The 14965-nt window shown below is 69.9% G+C and carries 13 protein-coding genes; 9 read left to right on the top strand and 4 right to left on the bottom strand.

Translation table 11 applies throughout. The features are described from left to right. Positions 1-50 precede the first annotated feature (50 nt). Positions 51-1010 carry a LysR family transcriptional regulator gene (locus tag CCR97_RS22010; protein WP_111359879.1) on the bottom strand — a complete coding sequence of 320 codons (960 nt, stop codon included), beginning with the start codon at positions 1008-1010 and terminating at the stop codon, positions 51-53. 230 nt (positions 1011-1240) lie between these two features. Here CCR97_RS22010 and CCR97_RS22005 point away from each other — a divergent pair, with 230 nt between their 5' ends. The 4 genes from CCR97_RS22005 (at position 1241) to CCR97_RS21990 (ending at position 5141) form a co-directional block, all read left to right on the top strand. Then, on the top strand, positions 1241-1912 hold the full coding sequence (locus CCR97_RS22005) for an RraA family protein (RefSeq protein WP_111359878.1): 672 nt from the start codon (positions 1241-1243) through the stop codon (positions 1910-1912). Next, the gene (locus CCR97_RS22000) at positions 1909-2997 is read left to right on the top strand and encodes an Ldh family oxidoreductase (RefSeq protein WP_111359877.1); all 1089 of its coding nucleotides are present in this window, start codon (positions 1909-1911) and stop codon (positions 2995-2997) included. Before CCR97_RS22005 ends, CCR97_RS22000 begins: the two co-directional genes overlap by 4 nt. Positions 2998-3068: 71 nt before the next feature. Continuing rightward, positions 3069-4046, top strand: a complete 978-nt coding sequence (locus CCR97_RS21995) for a tripartite tricarboxylate transporter substrate binding protein (protein WP_111359876.1) — start codon at positions 3069-3071, stop codon at positions 4044-4046. Positions 4047-4241: 195 nt separating this feature from the next. Continuing rightward, positions 4242-5141: an NAD(P)-dependent oxidoreductase gene (locus CCR97_RS21990; RefSeq protein ID WP_111358965.1), complete on the top strand. Its 900-nt coding sequence runs from the start codon at positions 4242-4244 to the stop codon at positions 5139-5141. 269 nt (positions 5142-5410) lie between these two features. Here the strand turns inward: CCR97_RS21990 and CCR97_RS21985 are convergent, their stop codons facing one another. Next, positions 5411-6421, bottom strand: a complete 1011-nt coding sequence (locus CCR97_RS21985; RefSeq protein WP_111358966.1) for an ABC transporter substrate-binding protein — start codon at positions 6419-6421, stop codon at positions 5411-5413. A 226-nt stretch (positions 6422-6647) separates the two neighbouring features. On the opposite strand from CCR97_RS21985, the gene CCR97_RS21980 reads away from it, so the two are divergent. Further along, positions 6648-8006, top strand: a complete 1359-nt coding sequence (locus CCR97_RS21980) for a UbiD family decarboxylase (RefSeq protein WP_111358967.1) — start codon at positions 6648-6650, stop codon at positions 8004-8006. A 90-nt stretch (positions 8007-8096) separates the two neighbouring features. Here CCR97_RS21980 and CCR97_RS21975 read toward each other — a convergent pair whose 3' ends face one another. Then, positions 8097-9107: a TRAP transporter substrate-binding protein gene (locus CCR97_RS21975; RefSeq protein WP_111358968.1), complete on the bottom strand. Its 1011-nt coding sequence runs from the start codon at positions 9105-9107 to the stop codon at positions 8097-8099. 151 nt (positions 9108-9258) lie between these two features. On the opposite strand from CCR97_RS21975, the gene CCR97_RS21970 reads away from it, so the two are divergent. From CCR97_RS21970 to ureG, 3 genes are all read left to right on the top strand, one after another. Further along, positions 9259-9891, top strand: a complete 633-nt coding sequence (locus CCR97_RS21970) for an urease accessory protein UreE (protein WP_338049126.1) — start codon at positions 9259-9261, stop codon at positions 9889-9891. Then, positions 9860-10585, top strand: coding sequence for an urease accessory protein UreF (locus tag CCR97_RS21965; protein WP_420826092.1), 726 nt, complete (start codon positions 9860-9862; stop codon positions 10583-10585). Before CCR97_RS21970 ends, CCR97_RS21965 begins: the two co-directional genes overlap by 32 nt. Before the next feature lie 188 nt (positions 10586-10773). Then, the gene (gene ureG / locus CCR97_RS21960; RefSeq protein WP_201159851.1) at positions 10774-11394 is read left to right on the top strand and encodes an urease accessory protein UreG; all 621 of its coding nucleotides are present in this window, start codon (positions 10774-10776) and stop codon (positions 11392-11394) included. Between the two features lie 196 nt (positions 11395-11590). Here ureG and hydA read toward each other — a convergent pair whose 3' ends face one another. After that, positions 11591-13003: a dihydropyrimidinase gene (gene hydA / locus CCR97_RS21955; protein WP_201159850.1), complete on the bottom strand. Its 1413-nt coding sequence runs from the start codon at positions 13001-13003 to the stop codon at positions 11591-11593. A gap of 460 nt (positions 13004-13463) precedes the next feature. Between hydA and xdhA the strand changes: the two genes are divergently transcribed. Then, positions 13464-14963 carry a xanthine dehydrogenase small subunit gene (gene xdhA / locus CCR97_RS21950; RefSeq protein WP_111358914.1) on the top strand — a complete coding sequence of 500 codons (1500 nt, stop codon included), beginning with the start codon at positions 13464-13466 and terminating at the stop codon, positions 14961-14963. Positions 14964-14965 lie beyond the last annotated feature (2 nt).

The following is a 14965-nucleotide window of genomic DNA, read 5'->3' as shown; positions in this document are numbered from 1 at the left end:
GGGTGGGGGGCGGTTCTTGCTCGGACCTCGTTGTCGTCGACCCGCGCTGATCACGGCGACACCGAGGATGTCGACTTCGCTCGGCCCGTCGATCTCGGTCGTGACTTGCCGGGCGAGCCTTCCGCCAACCCCTCGGCCGCCTCGAGGGCCGCGGCGAGGAACGGTGGCACCAGCAGCGGCATGCGTCCGTTCGGCCAAGCCACGCTGACGTCGGCGGGCTCCGGCGGATCGACGAGATCGATCAGCACGGCGCCGGCGCGGGGCAGCCGCTCCGCCGAGGCCGGCACCAGCGCGAGCCCGATGCCGGCCGCGACGAGGCCCATCACGGTGTGGATCTGCGTCGCCTCCTGGACGATCACGGGCGTCACGGCGGCGCGCTCGCAGGCCGCCGTGATGCGCGCGTGGAACAGCGGGCTCGTCTCGCGGGGGAACAGCACCAGCGGCTCGCCGGAGAGATCGCGCATCGCCACCGCCTTGCGGCGCGCGAAGCCGTGGTCGGATGGCACGGCGAGCCGGAACGGCTCGCGCATCACGGTCTCGAAGGCGATGTCGGGGCAGTCCGGCAGCGAGCGCAACAGGCCGATGTCGATGTCGCCGGAGCGCAGCGCGCGAATCTGCTCCACCATGGTCATCTCGACGAGATCGAGCACGACCGCGGGACGCTTGGCCCGGAACGAGCGGATGATCGCCGGCAGCATGCCGTAGGTCGAGGAGTGGATGAAGCCGATGCGCAGCCGCCCGGCCGCGCCGGTGCCGATCTGGCGCGCCTCCATCTTGGCCCGCTCCACCTCCTCGAGGATGCGGGTCGCCCGCAGCCGCAGCGTGATGCCGGCGGCGGTCGGCTCCACCCGGCGCTGCGTGCGGGTGAACAGCGACACGCCGATTTCCGCCTCGAGCTCGCGGATGCGCCGGCTGAGATGCGGCTGCGCGATGCCGAGCCGCGCCGCTGCCCGGCCGAAATGCAGGCATTCGGCGAGCACCAGGAAGCTCTTGAGGCGGAGGAGGTCCATCAGTTCGCTCCGTCGTTCCGGGGCCGCCCGAAGGGCGGAGCCCGGAACCCATAACCCCTGTCTCGCATGATCAAATGCCGCCGGGAGTATGGATTCCGGGCTCGCCGCTGCGCGGCGCCCCGGAATGACAAAAAATACATATTCCGTATCAATCGAAGCCTAGCAAGTTATTGGACGTCTCTTCAAGCGCCGCCTAGCGTTCGGGCACCAACGAGTCCGGAACAGGTCCCATGCCCATCGGCTTCAGCATCGCTCCCCGCGCCCCCGCCATCGATCCCGCCCTGCTCGCGGCGTTCCGCGGCGTCCCGACCCCGATCGCCAGCGACAACATGGCCCGCCTGTTCGCGGGCGGCACCGGGCTGCGGCCGTATCACGACGGCACGCCGCTCCTCGGCACGGCGCTCACCGTGCGCACCCGGCCGGGCGACAATCTGATGGTCCACAAGGCGATCGATCTCGCGGAGCCCGGCGACGTGATCGTCGTCGACGCCGGCGGCGACCTCACCAATGCGATCATCGGCGAGATCATGACGACGCTCGCGGCGAAGAAGGGCATCGCCGGCTTCGTGATCGACGGCGCGGTGCGCGACACCGACAGCATGGCGACCCGGCCCTTCGCCGTGTACGCGCGCGGCGTCACGCATCGCGGGCCCTACAAGGACGGCCCCGGCGAGATCAATGGCCTCGTCTCGATCGGCGGCATGCCGGTGCGGCCGGGCGACATCGTGATCGGCGACGCCGACGGCGTGCTCGCGATCCCGCGCGACGGCGCCGCCGAGATCGCCACGCTCTGCCGCGCGCAGATGGAGCGCGAGACGGTGATCCTCGCCTCGATCGCCGACGGGACCGTCGACCGCAGCTGGGTCGACGCGACGCTCGCGGCGCGGGGATACAAGCCGTGAGCGGCGCGGTCCGGGCCGAGGACCTCGGCGCCTTCTGCGCCGCCGTCTTCGCGGCAGCCGGCGTGCCGGCGCGCGTCGCGACGATCGTCGCCGACTCGCTCGTCTGCGCCGATCTGCGCGGCGTCGATTCGCACGGCGTGCTGCGCCTGCCGATCTATCTGAAGCGCGTCGCCGGCAAGATGATCGACGTCGCCGCCGAGCCCCGCGTCGAGCGCGACGACGGGCCGACGGTGCGGATCGACGGCGGCAACAACTTCGGCGCCTATGTGGGCCAGAAGGCGCTCGAGGTGGCGCTCGATCGCGCCGGCCGGCACGGCGTCGCCTGCGTCGGCGTGCGCGCCTCCAATCACTTCGGCACCGCCGCCTATTTCGCCGAGCAGGCGACCGCGATGGGCTACGCCGCGATCGTGATGTCGAACGCATCGCAGACCATGCCGCCGACCGGCGGCCTGCGTCCCTTCATCGGCACCAACCCGCTGGCGATCGCGTTCCCGACCCGCGAGGGCGCGCCGTTCCTGCTCGACATGGCGACCAGCCACGTCGCGCGCGGAAAGATCCTCTCGGCCGCCAAGAAGGGCGACACGATCCCGCTCGGCTGGGCGATCGACAAGGCCGGCCGCCCGACCACCGATGCGAGCGCGGCGCTCGACGGCGCCGTGCTGCCGGTCGGCGGGGCGAAGGGCTCGGGCCTGTCGATGGGCATCGACATCCTCTCCGGTGTGCTCACCGGGGCCGGCTACGGCCCGCACATCCGCAACATGTACGACGACTGGCATGCGCCGCAGAACGTCGGCCACTTCTTCTTCGTCCTCGATGTCCGCCGCTTCCTGCCGCTCGCGATGTTCACCGAACGGCTCGCCGACTACATCGCGCTGCTCAAGGCGGAGCCCAGGGCCGACGGCTTTTCCGAGATCCTCTACGCCGGGGAGCACGAGCACCGGCTCGCCACGGCGCGACGCGCCGAAGGCATCGTGCTGCCGCCCGCCCTGATCGAGGAGCTCTCCGCGATCGGCCGCGAGCGCGGCGTCGCCTGGCCGGCGCCGGCCGCGGTCGGGCGCAGCGGAAAGGTCGCTGCCGAACCCTGAGCGGGCCCGTTCATCGGGCCGGACGGAGCCCCCGAACAACACAGAACACCGTCATCGTGGGAGAGAGAACAATGATCGACCGACGTCGCTTCCTCGCCGCCACCCTCGGGACGGCGGCGCTGCCGGGCGCTCTCGCGCAGGGCGTCGCGTCGGCCGCGGCCCAGGCGGCCGCGCCGGCGTGGCAGCCCAATCGCATCGTCCAGATCTTCGTCGGCTTCCAGGCCGGCGGCGGCACCGACGTGATCGCCCGGCTCTATGCGGCGGCGGCCGACGAGATCTCGCCGGTCAAGTTCGTGGTGGTCAACCGGCCCGGCGGCGCCGGCGCCATCGCGGCCGACGTGGTCGCCCATCTCGAGCCGGACGGCTACACGTTGCTGCTCGGCGGCGGCAGCGAGAGCACGACGCTGCCGCACTACACCAAGCTCAACTACAAGCTCGCCGACTTCGCCGCGATCGGCCGCGTCAACCGCGAGCACATGGTGCTGGTGACCAGCCGCAAGGGCCCCTACGACAGCCTGGATGCGCTGGTGAAGGCGGCGAAGGCCAATCCGGGCAAGATCTCCTATGGCTCCTCCGGCGTCGGCGGCATCCTGCATGCCGGCTTCGAGGCGTTCGAGAAGGCGGCCGACATCAAGCTCAACCATGTTCCGTACCGGGGCGGCGCCGACGCCTTCAAGGACGTGCTCAGCGGCAACATCGACATGACGCTCGTCATTCCGGCCGAGGCGAAGGCGCAGGCTGAGGCCGGCAACGCCTGGATCCTCGCGACCTTCTCGGATCGCAGCGCCATCCTCCCGGACGTCAAGGGCGTCTCCGAGCTCGGCTTCGCGATGAGCATGGACAACATGAAGGGCCTGCTGATCTCGTCGCGCACGCCCGAGCCGATCATCCGCTGGCATCGCGAGACGTTCGACCGGGTGATGAAGAGCGACCGCATGGCCGAGCTCGCCAGGAAGATGAACGTCGAGCTCGGCTATCTCGACGCGGCCGCCTTCATGAAGGCGATGGCCGACACGTCGAGCCAGGTCCAGTCGTTGCGCAAGGAGTGAGCCGCACACGACAGGTCAGGCGCGCACTCGCCGCACGGCGTCGTCCCGGGGCGGCGCGCCAGCGCCGAGCCCGGGGCCCATAGCCCCGGTCGATCGTGAGCCACTATCGCCGGGCGTATGGATCCCGGGCTCGCGGACCTCGAGGTCCGCGCCCCGGGATGACCGGCGCTGTCCAACGTCGCGGAGAGCACGAGAATGGAGTCACTCAAGATCGCCTTCGTCGGGCTCGGCGTGATGGGCGGCGGCATGGCCGCCAACCTCGCCCGCAAGGGCTTCGATCTCGCCGTGTTCAGCCGCACCGCCGCCAAGGCGGCGCCCGTGACCTCCCTCGGGGCGCGGCTCGCCGCGTCGGCTGCCGAGGCAGCGCGCGGGCGGGACGTCGTGTTCCTCTGCCTGCCGGCGACCGAGGACGTCGCCGCCGTGCTGTTCGGTGCCGGCGGGATCGCCGCCGCGCTGGCACCCGGCGCGGTGGTGATCGACACCTCGACCATCGATCCGGTCGCGACCCGCGACTTCGCGGAAAAGCTCGCGGCGCGCGGCATCGCCATGCTGGACTGTCCGGTGTCGGGCGGGCAGAAGGGCGCGGCCGACGGCACGCTCTCCTGCATGGTCGGTGGGGCCGCCGATGTTCTGGACCGCGTGCGGCCGTGCCTGGAGGCGATCGCGACGACGATCGTCCACATCGGCGACACTGGGGCCGGCCAGGTGGCGAAGGCGTGCAATCAGATCTGCGTCGTCGCCAACATGCTGGGCGCGAGCGAAGCGGTGGCGCTGGCGCTCGCCATGGGCGTCGATCCGCGCCGCGTGCGCGAGGCACTGCGCGGCGGCGCCGCGAACAGCACCGTGCTGGAGCGGCATGCGGCGCGGCTGATCGCGCGCGATTTCACGCCCGGCTTCCGGGCCCGCCTGATGGAGAAGGATCTGCGCATCGCGGTCGCGGCGATGACCCGCACCGGCGTCTACGCGCCGGTCTCCGCCGGCATCCACCAGCTCCTGAAGGCGCTGGTCCAAACAGGCCGTGCCGACCTCGACTGGGGGGCCGTCGGCGCGCTGATCCAGGAGTTGTCGGGGCTGGAGGAGAAAACGAGGCGGTAGTGCGCGTCTGATAACGTCACGGAGCGACGGAAACTCTCGTGCGCTGGGCCTACCCCCCTCCCCAACCCTCCCCCACAAGGGGGGAGGGAGCAGGCTGCGGTTCGAGGCGACATCGCGGCAGACGACAGAGCCGAGCTGCGCCGAGCAGGTTTGAAAAGGCTCGCGGCTCCTGCGTTCTCTCCCCCTTGTGGGGGAGGGAACGGGAGGGGGGCGTCCTTGCGCACTGCGTCTTTGTCAGCCGCCCGGCGCAGGCCCTCACCACCGACTGATCACTCCAGATAAGCGTTCGTGTAGTAGGCGCCCGGCTCCTTGCGCACCTTCACGGTGCCGGTCTCGGTCAGCAGGTCGAGGCACTTGATCCAGGTGGCGTCGTCCTGCCAGCCGATCGGCTTGCCGGCCGGTGCGTTGGTCGACCTCATCGTGGCCCGGACCTGGCGCTCCAGCACGCCGGGGTCCTCCTTGATGGTGAGGTATTTCTGGAAGATCTGCGCGGCCGCGACCGGATCGGCCATCGCGTCGGCGTAGCCCTTGGCGGTGGCGCGCAGCACCTTCGTCACGAGCGCCGGATTCTTCTCGGCCCAGGCCGTGTTGACGATCAGGGCCGCGCCCGGCACCGCGAGACCGAAATCCGCGACCTCGAGCACGTTGAACTTCGTCTTCGCGACGTGCTCCATCTTGGGCAGGTCGTTGGTGAGGAACACCGACATCAGGTCGACGCGGCGCGCCATGAACTGGGAGGCGCGCGCCGAGTTGTCCATCTGGACGCGGTTGACCTTCTCGATATCGACGCCGTTGACCTTGAGGAACGGCCGGATCATGTCCGAGAAGGTCTCGCCCGACGAGATGGCGATCGACTTGCCCTCCATGTCCTTCGGCGTCTTCAGCGGCATGTCGGGAAACGAGATGACGCCCATCGGGGTCGACGCCTGGTAGAGCGCGACGAGCTTCACCGGCAGATCCTGGCCGACCGCCTGCACGGCGTTGACGGCCGGCCCGTAGGCGAACGGCTCCTGTCCGGTCGCGACCACCTTCAGGACGGTCTGGGCGCCGGACCCCTCGGCGAGCGTGACGTCGATGCCTTCGGCCTTGTAGTAGCCCTTGTCGAGGGCGACGAAGAGCGGCGCGTACTCGCCCTTCAGCTTCCAGGTGAATCTGATCACGACCTTGTCGGGGCTGCCGTCGCTGCCGCTGCTCTGCGCCGCGGCGGCGCCGAAGCTGCCGGTCAGAACGGTCGCGCTCAGCGCGGCCACGATCCACGCACGTCGATCCAACCGTCTCATCACGTCGTCCTCCTCGCGGCCACGGGTCCACTCTCCACGGCGCCGCCTGTCGCCCGGAGTTTAGCAAATGGCGGGCCAGAATCAGCAGTCGCGGGACCGCGGGCGGGTCGCCATGCTCCTGTTTCGGTCTGTGTCACCCACCGCCGCGCGGGCGTTTGACGCCGCCGGTTCCGCCCGCCTAAGATCCGGCCGCACTGCAACGCAGCTCCTGCCGCTTCGAGGACCGATGACGGGCCGCATCGACGATCTCCGCAGCTTCATGGCGGCACTCCGGCAGAAGGGCCTGTTGTGCGACATCACCGCGCCGGTCGATTTGGAGCACGAACTCGGTGCGGTGCTGCGCGCCTGCGAGCAGGACGGGAAGGCGGCCTACTTCCACCGGGTGGGCGGCTCGTCCGTGCCGGTGCTCGGCAGCGCGCTCGGATCGCACGAGCGCATCGCGCTCGCGGTCGGCTGCGCCCGTGACGATCTCGGCGACGTGATGGAGGCGGCGACGCAGGCGCCGATACCGCCGAAAGAGATCGCCGGGTCGGCGCCGTGCCAGGAGGTGGTCGAGACCGCGGTCGATCTCGGCACGCTCCCGGTGCCGACTCACGCGCCGAAGGACGGCGGTCCCTACATCAACGCCGGCGTCGTCATCGCCCGCGCGCCGGGCGGCGGCCGCCACAACCTCTCCTATGTGCGGCTGCAGGTGAAGGGCCGCGACCGCATCGGCGTCAATCTCAACACCTGGCGGCATCTGCTCGAGTTCTTCGAGGCCGCCGAAAAGCGCGGCGAGAACCTGCCGTTCTGCGTCGCCATCGGTGTCGATCCGGCCCTGATGATCGCCGCCGCCTATCGCTACGACGGCGACGAGTACGAGATCGCAGGGTCTCTGCGCGGTGCGCCGACCCCCGTCGTGCGCGCAAGAACCTGCGACGTGCTGGTGCCGGCGACCGCCGAGATCGTGCTCGAATGCGAGATCGTCGCCGGCGAGCGCGAGGCGGAAGGCCCGATGGCCGAGTACACGGGCCATTACTCCGGCGTGCATCCGCAACCGGTCGGGCGCGTGAAGGCGATCACGCATCGCCGCGACCCGATTTTCCAGACCACGGCCGGTGCCTCGTTCGAGCATCTGCTGCTCGGCACCGCGGTGACGCGCGAGCCCAAGCTGAAGCGTCTGTGCCGGCAGGCCTCGCCGCGGGTGCGCGACGCCTGGCTGCCGCCCTTCGCGTCGGGATTCCTGGCCGTCGTCGCCATGGAGGAGCCGCGGCCCGGCGAGGCCCGCACGGTCGGCATCGCGGCGCTCAACGCCCACGTCAACATCAACACCGTGGTGGTGGTCGATACCGACGTCGACATCTTCGACCCGACCGAGCTGTTCTGGGCGCTGTCGACGCGGGTGCGCTGGGAGCGCGACCAGGTGACGATCCCGGGCACGCTCGGCAACGAGCTGCATCCGGCCGCCGACCGCACCGGCGTGATCGCCAAGACCATCATCGACGCGACGCTGGCGCCGGAGCTGCGCGGCTCCTACAGCAAGATCGTCTATCCGAAGGTCGACCTCGCCGCGCTGCTGGCCGGGCAGCGCGACAAGGGGGCGTGAGTCTCCGCACTGTCGGCCTGCATCTGCTGGGGCGAAACGAACCCACACCGCGCCGCGGGCTCGCGAGCGGCGCGGTGTGAATGCTGGTTCTCAGGTCAGCTTGCCGACATGCGCCTCCAGCAGCGACCACGCCTTGCTGCCGTAGACGCCTTTCCACTTGGCATAGAAGGCGCCGAGCGGCCTCTTGAAGCCGGAGACGTCGCACTGGTTGACGATCATGCCCTTGGCCTGAAGGATCCCGATCGCTTCGGCGGTCGCCTTCTCGACGTCCTGGCGTTGGGCGAGCGCGCTGATCCTCACGTTCCGATCCACCACCGCCTTGAGGTCGTCCGGCAGCTTGTTCCAGGCGGCCGCATTGACCGTGAAGGTGAAGCCGGACCACCAATGGTTGGTGAGACTGAGATAGGTCTGCACCTCGTAGAGCCGCATCAGCACGATCAGGAACAGCGGGTCGGTCTGGGCGTCGCAGGTCTTGTCCTTGAGCACCTGGTAGAGCTGGCTGAGCGGGAACTTCTTCGGCACGGCGCCGAGCGCCTGGAAGAAGTCGACCGTCATCTCCTGCACCGGCGCGCGCATGGTCATGCCGGCGAGATCCTCGACGGTGCGGATCGGCTTGGTGCTCGTCGTGAGATGGTGGAAGCCGTTGTCGCCGCCCCAGCGGAACGCGTGGATGCCCTTGGCCAGGAGCTCCGCCCGGATGTAGTCGCCGAGATCGCCGTCGAGCGCCTTGAAGACCTCGGCTGGGCTCTTGAACGTGAACGGCAGGCCGGGCATCTCGGTGACCGGAACGATCGGCCCGAGCACGTTGCCGGCGTTGTACATCTCGAGCTCGCCGCTCTGCAGCATGGCGAGCATCTTGGTGTCGGACCCGAGCACGCCGCCGCCGTGCATGGAGATGTCGAGCCGTCCGCCCGTCTCGGTGCGGACCCGCTCGGTCATCTCCTTCAGGCGGATGAAGTTGGGGCTGTCGACCGGCTGGCTGAGGCCGAGCCGCCAGGTGTAGTCGGCGGCGCGGGCCCGCGAGCCGACGAAGACCGTGGCCGCGGTGCCGGCCAGGACGGAGCGGCGGGACAGACGGGTGGTGTCGAGAAGACTGTTCATCGCATTCCCCGATGGCTATGGGTGGCACAGAAACAGGGGAACGTCTGGCGGGGGCGTCGAACGAAACTCGCGGACGTCGCCCGAAACGCTATCACGCTGCCTAATCGACGAGCGATCCGGGGAAAACGCAGATCTGTCCGGCGGCTTTGGTATGAAAAGTGGTACGAGAGCCGCGGAACGCGAAGCCGCGGATCGTGAGGATGGAATGCTGCGAGCCACCGCTGTAATGCCGCGCGGGACGGTGCCGCCGGACACGGTCGCCGACCGTGTCCTGCTCGACGCCGGCGACCGCCATCGTCGCCGTCTCGTGATGACGGGGGAGAACGGCACCGCCTTCCTGCTCGATCTGCCCGAGGCGACGCGGCTTCTCGACGGCGACGGCCTGCTGCTCGAGGACGGGCGCGTCGTGCTGGTCGCGGCGCGACCGGAGGCGCTGATCGAGGTGGCTGCGGCGAGCCCGGCCGCGCTGGCGCGGCTCGCCTGGCACATCGGCAACCGCCACACCGAGGTGCAGATCGTCGGCGACCGCCTGCGCATCCGCCGCGACCACGTCCTGGAGGACATGCTCCGCGGGCTCGGCGCGACGCTCACGCCGGTCGACGCGGCGTTCGATCCCGAGTCGGGCGCCTATGCGCCGGGCGGGCATGGGCATGGTCACACCGGCGCCGACCACGCTCACGATCATCATCACCACGATCATGATCATCATCATGATCACGACCATGCGCATGGTCACGATCATGGCCACCGCCATGGTCATGGCCAACCCCATCGGCATGACTGAACCCGCCGGCACCGTGTCGGCGGGGGCGCTGTGGCGGCTGCTCGCCTGGATGTCGCCGTCCTTCCCGGTCGGCGCCTTCGCCTATTCGAGCGGGCTCGAATGGGCCGTCGAGGCGGGCGACATCCGCGACGCCGAAACGCTGCGGCGCTGGCTCGCCGCGATGCTGCGCGATGGCGGCCTGTTCTGCGACGCCGCGCTGTTCGCCCATGCGCATCGCGCCACCGTGGCGAACGACGTGGCGGGGCTCGCCGAGACGGCCGAGCTGGCCTTGGCGCTGGTCCCCTCGCGCGAACGCTTCCTGGAGACCACGACTCAAGGAAAAGCCTTCGTCGCGGCGATCCGCTCGGCCTGGCATTGCGCGGCCCTCGACCGGCTGCCGCTCGGACCGGACGGTCACGTCGCCTATCCGATCGCCGTGGCGGTCGCGACGGCCGGTCACGGCATCGCCCGCGAGCCCGCCCTGCACGCCTTCGTCCATGCGCTGGTGGCGAACCTGATCTCGGCCGGGGTGCGCCTCGTGCCGCTCGGCCAGACCGACGGCCAGCGCGTGCTCGCCGCGCTGGAGCCGCTCGCCGCCGGGACCTGCGCGCGCGCTGTTGAAACGCCGCTCGACGACATCGGCAGCGCCGCGTTCCGGGCCGACATCGCCTCGATGCGGCACGAGACCCAGTACACCCGGCTGTTCCGGTCGTGATAAAAATGAACAGCCGCACCACCTCTCACGGCCTCATGGTGAGGAGCGCTCGAAGAGCGCGTCTCGAACCATGAGCCGCCCGGGCCACCCTCGTCCTTCGAGACGCCGACCTGCGGTCCGCTCCTCAGAATGAGGGCGGAGAGACACAGTCCATGTATTCCGTCCAGACTAACATCCGAGGTTTCGCCATGATTCAGCCCAGTCCAAACGGTCCCCTGCGGGTCGGCGTCGGCGGGCCGGTCGGATCCGGCAAGACCGCGCTGATGGACACGCTCTGCAAGCGGCTGCGTGAAAAATTCGACATCGCGGCGATCACCAACGACATCTACACCAAGTGGGATGCCGAATATCTGGTCCGCTCGGGCGCGCTCGCCCCGGAGCGCATCGCCGGCGTCGAGACCGGCGGCTGCCCGCACACGGCGATCCGCGAGGACGCCTCGATGAACCTCGCCGCCATCGCCGAGATGCGCGCGAAGTTTCCCGATCTCGATCTGGTTCTGGTCGAATCGGGCGGCGACAACCTCGCCGCCACGTTTTCTCCCGAACTCGCCGATCTGACGATCTACGTGATCGACGTCGCGGCCGGAGAGAAGATTCCGTCCAAGGGCGGGCCGGGCATCACCCGCTCGGACCTTCTGGTGATCAACAAGATCGACCTCGCCCCGCATGTCGGCGCCTCGCTCTCCAACATGGAACGCGACGCCAAGCGAATGCGCGGCGAGCGGCCGTTCGTCTTCACCAACATGAAGACGGGCGAGGGCGTCGACACGGTGGAGGCGTTCGTGATCAGGGCCGGGGGATTGGGGTGAGGTTGCCGTGCTTCACCTCTCCCCAGCGGGGAGAGGTCGGATCTCGCGCAAATGCGCGAGATCCGGGTGAGGGGGTGCCGAGGCCAGCCAACTGGCGCCGTAAACCCTCACCCCGGTCGCGAGCTTTGCTCGCGATCGACCCTCTCCCTCAGGGAGAGGGTTACGGCCAGCGGCTCGCGCTGAGCCGCGACCAAGCTCACTTCGACGCGTAGGGCGAGATGCCGCGCTTGAGGAAGGCGCCGTCGCCGGGCGCGCCGAGGATCCTGCCCTCCTCGCACACCGGCTTGCCCTTGAGGATCGTCATCACGGGCCAGCCCGTCACGGCGAGGCCCTCGTAGGGCGTGTAGTCGCAGGCTCCGTGCATCAGCGCCTGGCGGATCGTCTCCTTGCGGGCTGGATCCCACAGCACGATGTCGGCGTCGAAGCCGGGCGCGATCGAGCCCTTCTTCGGATAGAGCCCGTACATCTTGGCGTGGTTGGTCGAGGTCAACGCGACGAACTCGTTCATGCCAATTCGCCCTTGGGCAACGCCCAAGCCCCACAGCACCGCCATGCGGGTCTCGACGCCCGGGATGCCGTTCGGCACCCACTTGAACGAGGTCTTGGCCTTCGGGCTGCGCTTGCCGTCGACGCCGTCCATGAACGGGCAGTGGTCGGACGAGAAGGTCTGGAACACGCCCGCCGTGAGGCCTTGCCAGATCGCCTCCTGGCTCGCATGGTCGCGCGGTGGCGGCGAGCAGACATACTTGCCGCCGCTCTCGTCCATGTTGAGGCCCTTCATGTCGTCGGCCGTCAGCGCGATGTATTGCGGGCAGGTCTCGCCGTAGACCTTCATGCCGCGGTTCTGGGCCCAGCGGATCTGCTCCATCGCCTCGCGGCCGGAGACGTGGACGATCATGATCGGCACGTCGGTCAGCTCGGCGTGGCTGATGGCGCGGTGCGCCGCCTCGCGCTCGACGATCTCGGGCCGCGACACGCCGTGATAATAGGGCGCCGTCTTGCCGGCCCGCTCCAGCCGCTCGGTCATGAACTTGATGGCGTCGTAGCCTTCGGCGTGGACCATCACGAGCGCCCGGCAGCCGCGCGCGCACTCGAACACCTCCAGGAGCTCGCGGTCGTTCAGGACCATGTCGTCGTAGGTCATGAACACCTTGAACGAGGTGTAGCCGTCGCCGACCAGCGCCGGCAGCTCCTGGCCGAGCACGGACGGCGACGGGTTGGTGATGATCAGATGGAAGCCGTAGTCGCAATAGGCCTTGCCGTCGGCCTCCTGGTGATACTCCTGGACGACGGCGCGCAGGCCGGCGCCGCGCGGCTGCATCGCGAAGGGCAGCACCGTCGTGGTGCCGCCGGCGATCGCGGCGCGGGTGCCGGTCAAGAAGTCGTCCGACATCTTCGGCCCGCCGAAGGTCGGCTGGGCGAGGTGGACGTGGCTGTCGATGCCGCCCGGCATGACCAGGAGGCCGGAGGCGTCGATCTCGCGCGCCGCGCCCTCGATCCGCTCGGCGACCGCGACGATGCGGCCGCCGCGGATGCCGACATCGGCCCGCACCGTGTCGCTCGCCGTCACGACGGTGCCGCCGCGGATGGAAAGATCGTAGTCGGACATAGGACGCTCCGGATGCGGGAAAAGCCGCGGCCGGAGGGATCGGGCGGCCGCGCGGGACCGGTCGCGAGGCTTACCCCGATCCGGATTCCGGCGCAACGGCGGGACCTCGCCGCGCGCCGGGCGCGAGCGTGCGACCTCGCCGCGAGCCTCGCCGTGACCTCTCCCCGCGTGCGGGGGAGAGGTCGGTGTCCGCGCGTCCAGCGCGGATACCGGGTGAGGGGGCGTCGCCGCGAGTCTGAGCCTTACGGAAACGCCCCTCACCCGTCTCGAACCTTCGGTCCGAGCCACCCTCTCCCCGCGTGCGGGGAGAGGGAACCACGCCGCCGATCCACAGGCTTTGCATATGCACCCGCACCGCCGGTCACCGCCTCCTGCCTGCCGGCTGGGCGGCGGCTGCGTAAACTCGCCGCTACCGAAGCGAGTTTCGATCTCGTATGATTCGCGGCTTCCCGGAGGAGTCATGTCGCGAGACTGTATCCAGATCATCCGCCGCGGGCGGGTTCTTCGGCTGCGCGGTTTCGCGCCGCGCACCACGGTGCTCGACTGGTTGCGTTTGGACGAACGCTCGACCGGCACCAAGGAGGCGTGTGCCGAGGGCGACTGCGGCGCCTGCACGGTGGTGCTGGCGCGCCGTCGCGGCGATCGCGTCGTCTACGAGCCGGTCAACTCCTGCATCGCCTTCCTGGGCCAGATCGACGGCGCCGAGCTGATCACGGTGGAGGATCTGGCCGACGAGGTGGGCGCCCTGCACCCGGTGCAGGCGGCGCTGGCGCAGGGCCACGGCTCGCAATGCGGCTTCTGCACACCCGGCATCGTGATGAGCCTGTTCGCCCACTACCACCGCGTGTCCGAGACGGGGCCGCGCGACCGCGCGCCGTCGCGTGACGAGATCGACGAGGTCCTGGCGGGAAACCTCTGCCGCTGCACGGGCTACCGCCCGATCGTCGACGCCGCGACGGCGAGCCTCGCCGCGCCGGCCGCCGACCGCTTCGCCCGCACCGCGGCGGAGCGTCTCGCGCGCTTGCGCGAGCTCGATGACGGCCAGGACGTCTTCGTCGGGGACGAGACCTCGTTCTTCGCCGCACCGGCGAGCGAAGACTCCCTCGCCGCGCTGCTGGAGCAGCACCCGGATGCGACCATCGTGGCGGGCGCCACCGATGTCGGCCTGTGGGTCACCAAGAAGCTCGCCGCGCTGCCCAAGATCGTCCATGTCGGCCGCGTCGCCGGGCTCGATGCCGTCGCCGACACGGCCGAGACGCTGACGCTCGGCGCGGCGCTGCCGCTCGCGCGGGCCAAGCCGCTGCTCGGCGGGCTCGACCCCGACGTCGACGAGCTGATGCGCCGGTTCGGCTCGACCCAGGTGCGCAGCTCGGGCACGGTCGGCGGCAACATCGCCAACGGCTCGCCGATCGGCGATCTCGCGCCGGTGCTGATCGCGCTCGGCGCCACCGTGGAGCTGCGCAAGGGCGACCGCGTCCGCACGCTGCCGGTGGAAAAGTTCTTCATCGCCTATGGCAAGCAGGACCGCGAGAAGGGCGAGTTCGTCCGCCGTCTGGTGGTGCCGAAGCCGGCCGCCGACACGCGGCTGCGCGTGTTCAAGATCACCAAGCGCATGGACGAGGATATCTCGGCCGTGATGGGCGCCTTCGCGATCACGCTGCGAGGTGATCAGATCGCGTCCGCCCGGATCGCCTTCGGCGGCATGGCCGGCGTGCCGCAGCGCGCCACGGCGGTGGAGCAGGCGCTCGCCGGCGCCCCGCTCGCCGATCCCGCGACCTGGCGCGCGGCGGCGGACAATATCGGCGCCGACTTCACCCCGCTCACCGACCAGCGCGGCAGCGCCGCCTATCGGCTGCAGGTCGCCAAGACCACCGTGATCAAGGCGCTGGCCGAGATCGCCGGCGTGCCGGGGACGACCACGCGCGTGCGCCCGAGGGAGGTCGGCCGTGTCGCTTCGTGAAA

Source organism: Rhodoplanes elegans (assembly GCF_016653355.1).
GTDB lineage: Bacteria > Pseudomonadota > Alphaproteobacteria > Rhizobiales > Xanthobacteraceae > Rhodoplanes > Rhodoplanes elegans.
The sequence above is the reverse complement of the archived record's forward strand: the minus strand, read 5'-3'. Positions and strand labels throughout refer to the sequence as shown.

Bases quoted from the DNA above. Each gene is read 5' to 3' on its own strand.
- CCR97_RS22010 (WP_111359879.1), bottom strand. From the start codon at position 1,010: ATGGACCTCCTCCGCCTCAAGAGCTTCCTGGTGCTCGCCGAATGCCTG.
- CCR97_RS22005 (WP_111359878.1), top strand. From the start codon at position 1,241: ATGCCCATCGGCTTCAGCATCGCTCCCCGCGCCCCCGCCATCGATCCC.
- CCR97_RS21995 (WP_111359876.1), top strand. From the start codon at position 3,069: ATGATCGACCGACGTCGCTTCCTCGCCGCCACCCTCGGGACGGCGGCG.
- CCR97_RS21990 (WP_111358965.1), top strand. From the start codon at position 4,242: ATGGAGTCACTCAAGATCGCCTTCGTCGGGCTCGGCGTGATGGGCGGC.
- CCR97_RS21985 (WP_111358966.1), bottom strand. From the start codon at position 6,421: ATGAGACGGTTGGATCGACGTGCGTGGATCGTGGCCGCGCTGAGCGCG.
- CCR97_RS21980 (WP_111358967.1), top strand. From the start codon at position 6,648: ATGACGGGCCGCATCGACGATCTCCGCAGCTTCATGGCGGCACTCCGG.
- CCR97_RS21975 (WP_111358968.1), bottom strand. From the start codon at position 9,107: ATGAACAGTCTTCTCGACACCACCCGTCTGTCCCGCCGCTCCGTCCTG.
- CCR97_RS21970 (WP_338049126.1), top strand. From the start codon at position 9,259: ATGAAAAGTGGTACGAGAGCCGCGGAACGCGAAGCCGCGGATCGTGAG.
- CCR97_RS21965 (WP_420826092.1), top strand. From the start codon at position 9,860: ATGGTCATGGCCAACCCCATCGGCATGACTGAACCCGCCGGCACCGTG.
- ureG (WP_201159851.1), top strand. From the start codon at position 10,774: ATGATTCAGCCCAGTCCAAACGGTCCCCTGCGGGTCGGCGTCGGCGGG.
- hydA (WP_201159850.1), bottom strand. From the start codon at position 13,003: ATGTCCGACTACGATCTTTCCATCCGCGGCGGCACCGTCGTGACGGCG.
- xdhA (WP_111358914.1), top strand. From the start codon at position 13,464: ATGTCGCGAGACTGTATCCAGATCATCCGCCGCGGGCGGGTTCTTCGG.